This window comes from Paenibacillus sp. FSL W7-1088, from assembly GCF_037969855.1.
In the GTDB taxonomy this organism is placed as follows: Bacteria; Bacillota; Bacilli; order Paenibacillales; family Paenibacillaceae; genus Paenibacillus.
In genome coordinates this window covers 3,870,042-3,884,483 of record NZ_CP150216.1, presented here as the reverse complement: position 1 = coordinate 3,884,483, position 14,442 = coordinate 3,870,042, and the positions used below count along the sequence as shown (strand labels likewise).

Below are 14,442 nucleotides of genomic sequence, written 5' to 3'. Positions count from 1 at the left end.
TGTTATGAGACTAACAAATGTTTTATTTATAATCACTTCATAAGAACAAATCACACATTTTATGGAGGGATCATGATGAAATTAACAATGAAAGCTGCAGGTTTTATACTGCTGAGTATTTTACTAACGATGGCACTAACGGGCTGTCAGTCCGGTGGTGCCAAGTCGCCAGAAGCGGCTCAGAACTCGGCTGGAAAAAACACGTCGAACGAACAGGCCAAAGGGGAAGGAACATCAAATTCTAATGCGCCTGCTTCAGAAAATTCGGAAGGACAGAGTGCTGAAGCTATTAAGGAAGGTTCGATGGAAAAGGAAGGCAATGTGGTGCTGAAGGAGCTTGCTTTTGTCTATAATGAGCAAACCATTGCGATTTCGGATACAGCGAATGAAGATCAGATGGAACAGATGCTGGGCAAACCGGAGAACCTGAAATCTCATACGTACACTGCCGACGATGGAACAAACATGGATACGTTAATCGGTTTTACAGAAAAGGTTTATACGTATCCTGGTCTGGAGATTAAAACCATCAGTATACCGGAGGGGAAACAAGACTCCATCTTTCATATCGAAATTACGGATCCTAAGTACGCGACAGTGAGAAACATTAAAGCAGGAGATAGCCTGGATACACTCAAAAATGCCTATCCTGAGGGGAAACTGCTTGGAGATGGAGCCCCTAATGAGGAGGATGACTTCCGTTACGAGCCATCCAATTATGTGGATGTGATGTCGTTTCATATCAAGGATGCCAAGGTGGAGAGCATACAGATCTATAGCCTTCTGGACTAATATTTAGTTAGCGATGTTGGTAAGCCATTCATATGGGGTGACCAATTATGGCATAAGGATCCCTTTAAATAAGGCAATTCTGAAATAGGCTTACGACCGATTCCAAAAATTTCTACATGGGAATCGGTCGTTTAAATTTAGAATTGATAATGTAGTTCATCGGCAGCAACTCTTATCGAAGGACAAGAACATAGGTAAATAGGTAAGTTCTGGTGACCTCAAATCCGATCGGTTAGGTAATGAATTCATGAGAGATATAATCGGGCTAAAGAACAGGGCATCTGTTAGGCCTGACAGACATCTGATGTAATTGACGATCTATTCATTAGTGCGAAGTGACAACAAATGTTTTAGATTGTCATCAATAAATTGATTATCGGTACTGTTGATTCCACGACCGGCAAAATGGCCCCAGATCGATTGAATTGGTTTCAAGACAGCATGAGGTATACGCTTAGCTTCGTATTCATTATCGTCCGCTGTGCAGAAGAGATCCGTGCTTCCCGGCATGATACAGGCAAGAGCTTTTATGCTCTGAAGTGCTTTATCAAAGTCTCCATTATAGGAAGGGTTTGCACTAATATCAGCATGTTGGCCTGTCCATAACATTGCCAGAACATTATGAGGATCCATATTCATAAAGCTATCTTCCCAGACACCGGCTACAAAATCCTCCAATGTGTCAAATCCCAACTCACGGTAAAGCTCTTCTCTATAAAACGCATGTGATAGTCCCCAGCCCGCATACACCCGTCCAACGGCGCGCATGTCTGCAGAAGTCAATTGGTTTAGTTTACTTGAGTCGAAGCCGACTGCAGATAGCAGGGAAGATTTCACGCCTTCCAGAACTACATATGTGTGAGGCCAAGGTTTGGCGATTCCTCCGAAAGGTGCAATTCGTTCGACCATCTCCGGGTAACTAGCCCCCCATTGAAATGCCTGAATGCCGCCCATAGACCACCCGACGACGAGAGCAATCTTTTGAATACCAAATTTCTCGGTCAGCAGTCGGTGCTGTAATCGAACGTTGTCATAGATAGTTACCAGTGGAAAGTTAGCCCGATCGAATGGAGGAGGCGTGTTACTGGGAGAGGAAGATAGCCCATTGCCCAGCAAATTGGGAACGATAATAAAATATTTCTCTGGATCGAGTGCCATCCCGCTGCCAATGAGCCATTCATTCTGAACATGCTGATCTCCAAAAGCTGTTGGGTAGACAATAACATTGTCCTTCTGTTCATTTAGTTTTCCGTAAGTTTTATAAGCGAGATAAGCGTTTGGTAACGTCACTTCGGATTGTAAGATGACATCACCCAAATTAAAAATTTCATAATCCATCGTATAGTCGCTCCCTTCAAAATGAAAAACCACATGCTCACTGTGATCTCTTGTGCTTAGTATAGAGCCGTGATAGTCTCATTAAAAGTGAATGAAATTCAAGTCAGCATTCAATAAAATTGAAAGATGATGGGAGAACATCAATGGAATTTCGCCAACTGAATACGTTTTGCACGGTTGCAACAACATTAAATTTCACGCGGGCAGCAGAAGTGCTGAGCTACGTTCCTTCCAACGTCACGATGCAAATTAAAGCATTGGAAGATGAGCTAGGTGTGCGCCTCTTTGATCGGTTGGGCAAGCAACTCGCGCTCACAACTGCGGGTAAACGCTTTTTAACACACGCCCAAGGCGTTCTTGAAAAAATGGACGAAGCTCGTAGTGCTGTCCATGATAATGAAAAACTAAGTGGTACCTTAACGATAAGTGCGAATGAGGTTATTTGCTCCTACCGTCTTCCACCTGTCTTCAAACGGTTTCGTTCGCAGCATCCGGGAGTTCGTCTAATCTTCCGCTCAGTTCCGAATCAAGAGATCAAGCAAACGCTCTTTGAGGGAACCACGGATATCGTTTATATGCTAGACGAACCTATTCGTTCGAGTGGACTTTCCGTGGAACCTTTGCTGGAAGAACATTTCCGATTGTTAGCTGCTCCAGATCACCCACTCGCCAAACGGACTGTGCTGCAATTGGAAGATTTTCATGAAGAAGTGTTCCTGACGAATGAGAAGGGTTGTCCATATCGAACGATGTTTGACCGGTCTTTTGAGAAAGAGGGCATTGATAACATCACGTATCTAGAGTTTCAAAGTGCCGAAGCTATTAAACAATGTGCGATCTCCGGAATCGGCATCGGTTTTCTTCCTGAAATCGTTGTAGAAGCCGAAGTTGAACGCGGAGAACTTGTTGTCCTCCCATGGCAAATTCCGGACTTGCGGGTGTATACACAGATGTTGTGGCATAAAGACAAATGGCTTTCACCAATCATGTTATCGTTTATTGAAGCAGCAAGGGAAGCTTTTCGTTTACAGAATGAGAATAAACCGTTCATTCATACTATCTGCACATAGTTGGCATTACACTGGTTTAAGCGAAGTTTCATCTCCGGAAGGAGTCATAAGTCAAAGAGAGAAATTAAACTGGTATGCCGGCAATCCGTCAGTTACTGATAAAGTAATTAATCGTGATCAGATCTGTTAAAAAGTTTACCCTCGGGACAAGTAATATCAACAAAATAAATGTAAATACACAGAAAATCAATGTGTAAAAAAGAGAGGCAGCATTAAACGAAATGTGGTATTATGCCCTCATGGTAAACAGTGAATAAAGAGGGCATGTTACAATGAACTCAAACACTGGATATCGGAAGGGATTTTGTTATGTCAACGAAGAAAGGTCAAACCGCTTTAGGCAAGGAAGCAAATTAAGGTGTATATTTCTTTATACAGCACGGAACGTTTCCAAAACAAATTGAGCGACATCTCCCCGATTGAATTTCGAGAAAAAGTCGCCTCATAATAAAATCTCTTTTTTTATTGTCTACTTGACGGGGCTATGACCATCGTAGTTACGCTTTTTTAGAAAAACAAGTTTACCAACCACACTCGTGTTGAAAACAGGACCCGTTGAATTCGACGGTATTTAAGCATGCAGGAAGGGGGATAATCGTGAATTACCAGTGGAAAAAACAGTTAGAGGAGCATAGAAATAAGCGGCGAGAAGACATTATTCAAGGCGCGCAGCAGTTGTTTATCGAACGGGGGTTGTATTCGGTAACGCTCAAAGATATTGTCGAGTTCTGCGGCGTTAGCAAAGTAACGCTTTATAAATATTTCCGATCTTTCGATGAGATTGTAATTGAAGTTCAAATCAATGTTTTAACCGATTTTTGGAGAGCTGTTACAAATAATTTACCCGAGGGAAACAATGGTTTTGAAAAAATTGGGCACCTGCTGAGGCAAATGATAGGCACTTCGAAGCAATATGCCAGTTATGTGCGGTTTATAGCCATGTTCGATACAAAATATCATGAAAATTATGCTGATGAATTCCTTGAAGGTCGATTTATATCCTTCATGAGAAGCCGCACCCATCCATATTACGAGCTACTTGAAGAAGGGATTCGGGACGGATCGATTCGAAGCGATATCGAGGTACAAATATTAACGTTTACATTAAGTAATGTCGTAATGGCTACCTTGCAACGTATGATTTTAAGAGGCAAGGTACTGCATTTGGACCAAGGAGTCGAACCTGATGTTGTTCTGGATCATATGTTAGATATGGCATTAACCTTTCTGAAGCCTCAAGCATTGAAATGAGCAATTCTACTAAAATAATGTCAATAAATGTAGATGTCCTTCTGGTATTAGAGGGCATCTCTTTTTTTTGCTTTCTTATCCCCGTCACTCCCTCCTCTATTAATGCATAAAAAAACCGCGAATTCGAAGTGTCCTGTTAATGACTGCGTTGCGTCCTATTTTTTATATTATCTTTACAATCAGATGACGTTTCCATAACATATGATCTCTATAATCATAAAAGTGTACTAGTGGTAAACAGGTGTTTACTAGTGGTAAACATAAATAAAATGAATGAGGTTAAAACAACAAGAAAGGAAAAAGCACATGAACTTAATAAGCGGAAGGAAGAGGAAGGGCAGGCTAAAACCATACATCCCGCTGTATCTGATGATGCTGCCAGGACTCATTTACATTGTAATCAATAATTACTTGCCTATGTTTGGCTTGATTATTGCCTTCAAAGATTACAATTTCAGCGAAGGAATCATAGGTAGCGATTGGGTAGGGTTTGAAAATTTTAAATATTTATTTAAAACAACAGATGCACTTACGATCACCAGAAACACAATTTTATACAATATTTCCTTTATTTTTCTTAATTTGATCATTGCAGTTGGCGTAGCGATTCTTCTCAATGAGGTGAAGAAAAGGTTCTTATCCCGCTTCTATCAAAGCGCTATCTTGCTGCCTTACCTGATTTCTATGGTCATTGTAGGATATCTAGTGTATGCGATGCTGAGTACGGAAACGGGCTTCTTAAACAATACGATTCTTCCGGTACTAGGCCTGTCTGATATTTCATGGTATAGCGAACCGGAATATTGGCCCTACATTTTGACTCTCGTACATGTATGGAAAAGTGCAGGTTACTTATGTATTGTTTATTTGGCCGCGATCATCGGAATTGATCCAGAATATTACGAGGCCGCAATCATTGACGGAGCAAGCAAATGGAGACAGATCAAAAGTATCACAATTCCGCTCATTATGCCGGTTATTACAGTTATGACATTGCTTCAGATCGGGCGTATTTTTTACTCGGATTTTGGACTGTTCTATCAGGTACCACTTAATACAGGAGCATTGCAATCAACGACGAACGTGATCGATACGTACGTTTACCGTGCGCTGATGACGTCGGGTGATATAGGTATGTCCTCAGCAGCAGGATTGTATCAATCGTTTGTCGGTTTTGTACTTGTATTATTGTCAAACTATATCGTTAGGAAGATAAACAGTGACAATGCATTAATTTAAAGGAGTGAAAACTGCTTGAAAGGTAGAAATTCGATATGGCAGTGGAGTGTTAACATCATTCTGATGATCATTGCGCTCTCGTGTATCTTGCCATTTATCTTGTTGTTCATTTCTTCTATAACAGACGAACAGTCGATTGTACTTCATGGATATTCCTTTTTCCCGGAGGCATACAGCTTATCTGCCTATCGTTATTTATGGAATGATATCGAAACAATACTTCGATCTTATGGAATTACGATTATGGTTACGGTGATTGGAACGGTCATCAGCATGATCATTACTTCTATGTTGGCATATCCGTTGACACGTAAGGACATGCCCTTGAACAAATTTTGGTCATTCTTCATATTCTTCACCATGTTGTTTAATGGCGGTCTCGTGCCCACGTATTTGGTTTATACGCAATTGTTTGATTTGAAAAACACATTGTTTGCGCTCATCATACCAGGACTTTTGACTAATGCTTTTTACGTCATGTTGATGCGCACTTTTTTTTCGAACTCTATTCCAGCTCCTGTTATGGAATCCGCCAAAATTGACGGTGCAGGAGAATTCGTAACGTTTGTCCGGATTGTGCTGCCCCTATCCCTTCCGATTCTGGCGACCGTCGGATTGTTTCAAACGATACACTATTGGAACGACTGGTTTAACGGCATGATTTATATAACGGACAGTAAGCTGTACAGTCTGCAGAACATGTTAAACCGGATTCTGCTAGACATCCAATTTTTGAGCAATAGCAATTTCTCCGGAACTCAATTCGACTCATCCGCAAACATACCGACGGAGACGGTACGTATGGCGATGGCAGTCATCGGGATTATCCCGCTTCTAATTGTGTACCCTTTCTTCCAAAAGTTTTTCGTAAAAGGACTTACAATCGGATCGGTAAAAGGGTAAGGCTACTTCCGGCAAACGCCGGTTAGCATAAAGGTGGAAATTATTAGGAGGGTTTCAGTGTGGCTATGAAAAGAAGGATCATGCAGTCTGGGCTGGCAATTGTTATGACGTCGGTAATGGTGTTGGCAGGTTGTTCCACAAAGAGCGAGGATACGTCAAGTTCTTCAGCTAGCAGTGAGTCGCCGTATGAGGTAGTGATGGCATTTCCCGGAAACGACCAGAAGGATTTGCTAGCCGTCCAGGATGAAATGAACAAGATCACGAAGGAGAAATTCAATACAACCGTCAAATTGACGCCGATTAGCGTCAGCGCATGGCAGCAGCAGACCAATCTTATGCTCGCAGGCAATGAGAAGGTGGATCTGATGCTTACGTACGCTAACACGTACGGTACGCAAGTGGCAAAAGGTCAATTGCTTCCGCTTGACGATCTCGTGGAAAAACACGGATCGGGAATAAAAAAGGCGTTGGAGCCCTATCAACTCGCTGCGACCAAAATTGGCGACAAAACTTACGCCATTCCGACTGCGAGAGATATGGCTGCCAACTACGGCATCGTGATGCGCAAAGATCTTGTGGAAAAGTACAAGATCGATTTGAGCAACATTAAAACGCTCAACGATATGGATGCGGTCTTTCAAGTCATTAAGAATAACGAGCCGAATATGTCGCCAGTCGTCCCAAGAAGTCCCGGGCTCTCCATATTTACCGGCGGTTATGTTACTTACGACAGCTTAGGTGATGGAATCGGCGTACTACCGAACTACGATAATAATATGAAAGTCATGGATTGGTATGAAACGCCGGAATATGCAGATCAATTGAACGTATTGCGAAGATGGTTCCAGGCTGGTTTCATACCGAAGGATGCCGCGACAAGCAAGGCGGACGGCAGGGAATTGGTCAAGGCGAATAAAGCGTTTTCCTACTTCGCTAATATGAAGCCCGGATTTGACGCGCAGGAATCGAGACGTGTCGGCAAACCGATGGTATCCGTTCAAATGACGCCTGCTTACTCGACCACAGGCTTTATTGACTTAATGATGTGGTCGATTCCGAAAAACTCGAAAGACCCTGACAGAGCGATGATGTTCCTCGACCAGCTGTATTCCGACAAGCAGTTGTATAACTTGTTGGCATGGGGAATCGAAGGGAAGCATTACGTGAAGAAATCGGATAACGTGATTGATTATCCACAAGGCGTTGATGTCAAGAACACGTCCTATAATTTCAATGCGCCATGGATGTTCGGCAATCAGTTCCTATCCTACACATGGTCGACGGAAGATCCGGACGGTCTGAAGAAATTAGATGAATTCAATAAGAGCGCGAAAAAATCAAAAGCACTGGGCTTCATCTATAATGTGGATCCGGTGAAAACGGAAATGGCTTCGGTCAATAACGTGTTAACCGAATTCAGCATAGGATTGGAAACGGGTACGTTGGATCCGGTCGAGAACTTGCCGATATTTATCAGTAAATTAAAAGCTTCGGGCATCGATAAGATTATAAGCGAAAAACAGAAGCAGCTTGACGAATGGGCGAAAACCCAGAAATAGTTTAAGCGCATAAAGGAGCCGCTGCATATGAGAACTAGGGAAAATTTTGACCGAAACTGGATGTTTCATTTCGGTGAGGTTGGAAAGATCGTCAAGACGGTGAAAAAAGCAGGCATGATCGCGGGGTTGACAAATGCACTGGGGGAAGAGAAACATGAGCCATTTGCGATCGGCGAAGCTGCACGTATCATCCAGAACATCGCTCGAGAATATCTGGGAGATCCGAACTTCGATCTTACCCAAATGTACGGTTCGGATACACCCAAGGATAAGACCACCGGCTGGGTGAGCGTCGATCTGCCACATGATTGGCGGTTAGAACAGCCGTACAACCCGGAACGCGGTGGCGCGTTTCAAGGTTATCTGCCCAATGGAGTGGGCTATTACCGCAAGGTCTTTGAAATTCCACAGGAGGATGAAGGCAAGAAGATCATCATTGAATTTGACGGAGTGATGCGGAACAGCTCAGTTTGGGTGAATGGATGCTTCGTCGGCGATCATCTCAGCGGCTACACTAGCTTTCATTATGACATCACGGACTTGCTGAAATATGGGGATGAGGAAGGGGATAATGTAATCCTGATCCGAACGGATACAACCGGCGGAGATGAAGGCTGGTGGTATGAAGGCGGAGGCATCTACCGCCATGTCTGGTTAACCAAATATGATTACTTACATGTGGACCGCTGGGGAACCTTTATCAGAACTGAGCAAGTTGACAATGAAATGGCCGCGGTTACGATCGAAACGACGGTAAGCAACGAATATCCGCAGACGATGAAGTACGGCATCCGAACGAGTATTCTGAATCCGGTTGGGGAGCTCGTTGCCATCACGGAAACCGACTGTGAAACGCTGGGAATCGACAAACAAACGGTTCTTCAATCGGTTAAAGTAGCGAAGCCGCTGCTCTGGTCGCAGGACACGCCGCATCTGTATGAGGCCGTGACTGAACTTCTTCATGGAGGTCAAATTATCGACACGTATCGGACCGTTTTCGGGATCCGTACGGTGGAATACCGACGGGACGGATTATACCTGAATGGCAAGTATGTACAAGTGAAAGGCACCTGCAATCACCAGGATTTCGCTGGCGTGGGCATCGCGCTGCCGGACCGTGTGCATGAATATAAAATTAAACGCTTGCTGGAAATGGGCTGTAACGCTTACCGTTGTGCCCATCATCCGCCCGCCCCGGAGCTGCTGGATGCCTGCGACAGACTTGGGATGCTGGTCATGAACGAGAACCGGATCACGGAGAGTACGGAGATCAAGCTTGATGATCTGAAATCGATGCTGTATCGTGACCGCAACCATCCAAGTATCTTTATGTGGAGTCTCGGTAATGAAGAGAAGATCAGCGGCAGTTATCAAGCCAATCGGATGCTGAGGCGCACGAAGGATTTGGCAAAACGAATCGATCCCACCCGTCCTGTTACAGCGGCCAATCTAAGTCAGAAAGGCATGGACGTCGATGTCAATGGCGTTAATTATGGCGAGACCGTAATAGGAGGCCAATCGATCGGTGAATGGTTCCAATCCCATCCGGAATCCAAAGTGCTGAATACGGAGAATGTCTCCTTCTTCTCTGCAAGAGGCGTCTATGAGGATGACCCGGAAGGTGGAAGATGCTCCAGCTACGGATCGAGATATCATATGTCCGGTAAGGAGATGGATGTAGGAAATCTGGGCGGAGCTGGTGGTACGTCAACGCCTGAACGAAGCTGGCGCTATTTCTTGAATAATCGTTTTTCGGGTGGGTTATTCATCTGGACAGGTTTTGATTATCGCGGGGAGACGACGCCATTTCAGTGGCCGTCCGTGCTATCGCATTTCGGGATTCTCGATTATTGCGGATTTGCAAAGGACTCTTACTATTTCTATCAATCGATCTGGAAGGATGAGCCTATCGTTCATCTTATGCCGCATTGGAACTGGTCAGACCGGCTGGGACAGCAAGTAGAGGTTCGCGTGTATACCAACTGCAGCGAAGTGGAGCTGATACTGAACGGCCAAACCCTGGGCAAGAAGAAAGCGGATGCTGAAGCGGGTGAGATCACATTATCGTGGCAAGTAGCCTATGAACCCGGAATTCTCGAAGCCATTGCTTATCGGGATGGCGTGGTGGTAGCAATAGAGCGAAAAGAAACTACGACGGACGCGTACGCGATTCACTTGGAGGCTAACTGCTCTGAACTGCTCGCCGATGGCCAGGATGTCTCCATAGTCACAGTCTCAGTAAGGGATCAATCGGGAAGAGTGGTGCCCATTGCCAGTAATCAGATACAATTCCGTATTACGGGTAAAGGGAGGCTGCTTGGTCTGGGGAACGGAGATCCAGGATGCCATGAGTCGGATCGAGGAAATACGAGAAGCGTGTTCAATGGCTACGCCATGGCCTTGATTCAGTCACTGGATGAGGCAGGAGAGATACGCATTGAGGCGTCTTCGGAAGGGTTAGTGCCGGCCTTATTGACCCTTCGATCCCGGAAAGACCTATAGAATTGAATGATCAGTGATTATTGAAAGAATAGAATAATAATTTCGCTAAAGAGGTGCAGCTATGTCAACAAGTCAATTTACCGCATTTCCCGCCAATCGAGTCATTCCCTTGGAAGGCGTGCATAATTTCCGAGATATGGGAGGCTATCGAACGTCCGATGGCCGCACCGTAAAATACGGCCTATTCTTTCGTTCCGATCATTTGACCGGTTTAACGGAGCAGGATTTAACATTCTTGCAAACGTTGAATATCAAAACGGTATTCGATTACCGCGGAGATCGTGAATCGCACATCATGCCGGACCCGGTTCTCCCTAATGCAAAAAATGTACGGATACCGGCGAACACGGAGGATCAGCATGAACATATGAATTTTCCGGACGCTCCTGAAGGGGAGGATACGCAAGGCCATCTTATGAAAGCATTGGTTAAAAGTGACTTCTTCAAAAGTTTCAGCGCAGAAACCTACATGACGGAATTGTATATGAAACTTCCAATTACCAATCCTTCGTACAAACATTTGATGGAAGCCATTCAGGATCCGGATCGATTGGGGCTGCTGCATCATTGTACGTCAGGCAAAGACCGTACCGGGGTTGGAGCCGCGCTCATCTTACTTGCGCTGGGTGTCCCTGAACAAACGGTTATGGAAGACTATCTCTTAAGCAATGAGACGTTGCAAACGTTCAACAGAACCCTTCTTGAAAGGCTGGCTGAACATGCGGACGAAGCGATTTTGCAAAATTTGAACCATATCCTCACGGTTAACGAAGCGTTTTTGTCTGCCGCTTTGGGATCGATCAAGAGTACTTATGGAGGGTATGATGCATATTTTAAAGAGGAGTTCGGTTTGGACAAGCCCAAACGGGAGGCTCTGCAAAGATTCTGCTTGGTATAAAGGGAAGAGAGATGTCTCATTTTAACTGCGTTAATCTTCCTGAGTAATGTGGATTGGTACTTCTTTGGTTTGCCGAAAAGAAAACATATCACAATGCACGTAGACGCTTGCAGTGCGATGTGGGTAAGGATGCGCCGGACTTTGCATGGTTGAAACCGCCATATATCATTCATCCTGGGAACACTTATATACAGTGATTTGTACTTTTTTAATATTGAAATTTGGGGGAAACAAAATTGGTGGATTTAGAAGCAAAACCTTTTTATTTGCGGGAAAAAGATATTCAGTGGGTCAATGAAACGCTGGCTGCGATGGATGTGAAGGATAAGGTCGGGCAGCTGTTTTGTCCGATCGGGATAACGGATGACCGCGAACAGCTGAAAACGCTCATCGAAACGATAAAACCGGGAGGCATCTTGTTCCGACCAGATTCAGGTAAGAAAAGTCAAGAAGTACACCGTTTTTTGCAGGAACATTCTAAGGTGCCGTTGCTCATTGCAGCTAATCTCGAGTCCGGAGGCAACGGAATTGCTTCTGACGGTACTTTTTTCGGCAGACAGCTGCAAGTGGCGGCGACGGATAATGAAGAGATGGCATATAAATTAGGGCTTGTAGCCGGGAGAGAAGGTCGTGCCGTCGGCTGCAATTGGGCGTTTGCTCCGGTTGTCGATATCGATCTCAACTTCCGTAATCCGATCACGAATGTTCGGACGTTCGGTTCCGACCCAGCTCGAGTTGCAAGGATGGCAAAGGCGTATACCGAAGGTATTCAGAAGAGCGGCGTGGCCGCATCGATCAAGCATTTCCCCGGCGATGGGGTGGACGAGCGCGACCAGCATTTGTTGACTACCGTTAATTCGCTGTCTGTGGACGAGTGGGAATCGACCTTCGGCATAGTGTACCGGGAGCTGATCGAAGCGGGGGCTGAGACCGTTATGGCTGGTCATATCATGCTTCCTGGTTATTCGCGAAAACTTGTGCCCGGCATTGCCGACGAGGAACTGATGCCTGCTACGCTTTCACCCGAACTGATCGGAACGCTGCTTCGGCAGCAGCTTGGTTTTAACGGTCTCGTTGTGACGGACGCTACGCCGATGGCTGGTTTTATGATGGCTGAAAAGCGCGAGCTCGCTGTGCCAAAATCGATCGCCGCCGGCTGCGACATGTTCCTGTTCAACAAAAATATACGCGAAGATTTCCATTATATGATGAAGGGGCTCGAAAGCGGGATCTTGACGATGGAAAGACTAGATGAAGCGGTCACGCGCATTTTGGCGCTCAAAGCATCGCTTGGCTTGCATAAGCAGCAGCGGGAGGGAACGCTTGTTCCAGGTCCGGAAGAGCTGTCCATCTTGCAATGTGAAGAGCATAAACAATGGGCGAAGTGGTGTGCAGATCAATCGGTCACACTCGTCAAAGATACGCAGCAACTGCTCCCGATCGCTGTCGATTCGCATAAACGCATGCTGTTATATGTGCTTGGAGACGAAGGAAGTCATCGCAGTACGTCGATTGCACCTTACATGATTGCTAAATTAGAAGCAGAAGGGTTTGACGTCACTGTTTTCGACAATAAAAATGTGGACTTCAGTGCAGTGTTTAGCGGCGTGGAGGAGCTGCGTGAAAAATATGATTTGGCGCTCTACGTGGCTAACATCGAGACGGCAAGTAACCGGACAACGGTGCGTATCGATTGGGAGCCGCTGCTCGCCGCGGATGTTCCTTGGTTTGTGCGGGAGCTCCCGACGGCGTTCGTTTCTGTCTCAAGTCCATATCATCTTCTCGATGTGCCGCAGGTACAAACGTATATTAACGCATATTCGGGCAGTGAGACGATTATTGATGCAGTTATCGAAAAGCTGCTAGGCAGATCGGATTTTAAAGGCATAAGCCCGGTAAACCCATTCTGCGACTGCTGGGAAGCGAAGCGGTAGGAAGAACCTGTTGGAGGAATTATGAAAATAGAAGCGGTTATTTTTGATTTGGACGGTGTGCTCGTACATACCGACCATTTCCACTATCTGGCATGGAAGAGGATGTGTAGCGAGGAAGGCATCCCTTTCGACGAGTCGGTTAACTATAGGCTACGGGGCGTAAGCCGTATGGCTTGCATGGACATCATTATGGAGAAGGCGGCTCGTGCATATTCGTCGCGGGAGAAAATGCAGTTGGCCGAGGGGAAAAACGATTACTACAAAGACCACCTGCAATCTTTATCTGACGCGGACATGCCTTCTGGAGTCTTAGATACTCTGGATAGGCTGCGTGAAAAAGGATTAAAGTTGGCGATTGGATCCTCTAGCAAAAACGCTCCCTTTATTATTGAGCGGCTTGGAATTCCGCATATGTTCGATGCTGTCGTGGACGGTAATGAAATTCGCTGCAGCAAGCCGGATCCCGAAGTATTTTTGCTGGCGGCAAGTAAATTGGGGGTGCGCGTGGACCGCTGCTTGGTCGTGGAAGATGCGGAAGCTGGCGTAGAAGCGGCGTTCAGAGGTGGCATGTGGGTCGCGGCCATCGGCAAGGCCTGTATAAGCAATCTAGCCGATTATCATATCGGCCATATCGAAGAATTGCAATCCATTACTGCAAGCAGATGAAGGTAGGGAAAGGGTAGAAAACGATCCGAAAATTATATGAAATTCAAGAGAGGACGGTGTATGCAGGAATATATTCGCAGCTGGAGCGGCAATCAATGTATACTACGCCTAGTACATTCATTCTCGTTTTCAAATTACTGAGAATATCTATACGGAGTCAATACTAGAGGAAATCAAGATATTTATCTGTACATCATTCTCAATCTACCCAACAATCTCATATGGCAGGTTTGCCGGCAAGTAAGGACGGCAACATTGGCAATAAAACAGGAGCAGTTACCTCAGGCAGG

Annotated in this window: 11 protein-coding genes; 10 read left to right on the top strand and 1 reads right to left on the bottom strand. The window is 45.3% G+C overall.

What is annotated here, in order from left to right; translation table 11 throughout:
• Window positions 1–72 precede the first annotated feature (72 nt).
• Window positions 73–792 carry a hypothetical protein gene (locus tag MKY42_RS17470; RefSeq protein ID WP_339843587.1) on the top strand — a complete coding sequence of 240 codons (720 nt, stop codon included), beginning with the start codon at window positions 73–75 and terminating at the stop codon, window positions 790–792.
• 318 nt (window positions 793–1,110) lie between these two features.
• Here MKY42_RS17470 and MKY42_RS17465 read toward each other — a convergent pair whose 3' ends face one another.
• Window positions 1,111–2,130, bottom strand: a complete 1,020-nt coding sequence (locus tag MKY42_RS17465) for an alpha/beta fold hydrolase (RefSeq protein ID WP_339843585.1) — start codon at window positions 2,128–2,130, stop codon at window positions 1,111–1,113.
• Window positions 2,131–2,273: 143 nt separating this feature from the next.
• Here MKY42_RS17465 and MKY42_RS17460 point away from each other — a divergent pair, with 143 nt between their 5' ends.
• The 9 genes from MKY42_RS17460 (at window position 2,274) to pgmB (ending at window position 14,152) form a co-directional block, all read left to right on the top strand.
• Window positions 2,274–3,200 carry a LysR family transcriptional regulator gene (locus MKY42_RS17460; RefSeq protein WP_339843583.1) on the top strand — a complete coding sequence of 309 codons (927 nt, stop codon included), beginning with the start codon at window positions 2,274–2,276 and terminating at the stop codon, window positions 3,198–3,200.
• Window positions 3,201–3,797: 597 nt separating this feature from the next.
• On the top strand, window positions 3,798–4,451 hold the full coding sequence (locus MKY42_RS17455; protein ID WP_177185722.1) for a TetR/AcrR family transcriptional regulator: 654 nt from the start codon (window positions 3,798–3,800) through the stop codon (window positions 4,449–4,451).
• A 306-nt stretch (window positions 4,452–4,757) separates the two neighbouring features.
• Window positions 4,758–5,690 (top strand): ABC transporter permease subunit, encoded by a 933-nt coding sequence (locus MKY42_RS17450; RefSeq protein WP_339843581.1) that lies wholly within the window; start codon window positions 4,758–4,760, stop codon window positions 5,688–5,690.
• Between the two features lie 15 nt (window positions 5,691–5,705).
• Window positions 5,706–6,593, top strand: coding sequence for a carbohydrate ABC transporter permease (locus MKY42_RS17445; protein WP_256222080.1), 888 nt, complete (start codon window positions 5,706–5,708; stop codon window positions 6,591–6,593).
• Window positions 6,594–6,658: 65 nt separating this feature from the next.
• Window positions 6,659–8,152 carry an ABC transporter substrate-binding protein gene (locus tag MKY42_RS17440; RefSeq protein WP_339852963.1) on the top strand — a complete coding sequence of 498 codons (1,494 nt, stop codon included), beginning with the start codon at window positions 6,659–6,661 and terminating at the stop codon, window positions 8,150–8,152.
• Between the two features lie 27 nt (window positions 8,153–8,179).
• On the top strand, window positions 8,180–10,654 hold the full coding sequence (gene galA / locus MKY42_RS17435) for a beta-galactosidase GalA (protein WP_090898814.1): 2,475 nt from the start codon (window positions 8,180–8,182) through the stop codon (window positions 10,652–10,654).
• Window positions 10,655–10,715: 61 nt separating this feature from the next.
• Complete coding sequence (locus MKY42_RS17430; RefSeq protein WP_090898811.1) at window positions 10,716–11,552, top strand: tyrosine-protein phosphatase; 837 nt, start codon at window positions 10,716–10,718, stop codon at window positions 11,550–11,552.
• A 239-nt stretch (window positions 11,553–11,791) separates the two neighbouring features.
• A complete protein-coding gene (locus MKY42_RS17425; protein ID WP_339843575.1) occupies window positions 11,792–13,486 on the top strand; it encodes a glycoside hydrolase family 3 N-terminal domain-containing protein in 1,695 nt (564 codons plus the stop codon).
• Window positions 13,487–13,507: 21 nt separating this feature from the next.
• Window positions 13,508–14,152 carry a beta-phosphoglucomutase gene (pgmB, locus tag MKY42_RS17420; protein ID WP_339843573.1) on the top strand — a complete coding sequence of 215 codons (645 nt, stop codon included), beginning with the start codon at window positions 13,508–13,510 and terminating at the stop codon, window positions 14,150–14,152.
• The last annotated feature ends 290 nt before the right edge of the window (window positions 14,153–14,442 follow it).

Excerpts from the sequence above, each read along its gene's own strand:
- MKY42_RS17470 (WP_339843587.1), top strand. The coding sequence starts at position 73 with ATGATGAAATTAACAATGAAAGCTGCAGGTTTTATACTGCTGAGTATT.
- galA (WP_090898814.1), top strand. The coding sequence starts at position 8,180 with ATGAGAACTAGGGAAAATTTTGACCGAAACTGGATGTTTCATTTCGGT.
- MKY42_RS17450 (WP_339843581.1), top strand. The coding sequence starts at position 4,758 with ATGAACTTAATAAGCGGAAGGAAGAGGAAGGGCAGGCTAAAACCATAC.
- MKY42_RS17465 (WP_339843585.1), bottom strand. The coding sequence starts at position 2,130 with ATGGATTATGAAATTTTTAATTTGGGTGATGTCATCTTACAATCCGAA.
- MKY42_RS17460 (WP_339843583.1), top strand. The coding sequence starts at position 2,274 with ATGGAATTTCGCCAACTGAATACGTTTTGCACGGTTGCAACAACATTA.
- MKY42_RS17440 (WP_339852963.1), top strand. The coding sequence starts at position 6,659 with ATGAAAAGAAGGATCATGCAGTCTGGGCTGGCAATTGTTATGACGTCG.
- pgmB (WP_339843573.1), top strand. The coding sequence starts at position 13,508 with ATGAAAATAGAAGCGGTTATTTTTGATTTGGACGGTGTGCTCGTACAT.
- MKY42_RS17430 (WP_090898811.1), top strand. The coding sequence starts at position 10,716 with ATGTCAACAAGTCAATTTACCGCATTTCCCGCCAATCGAGTCATTCCC.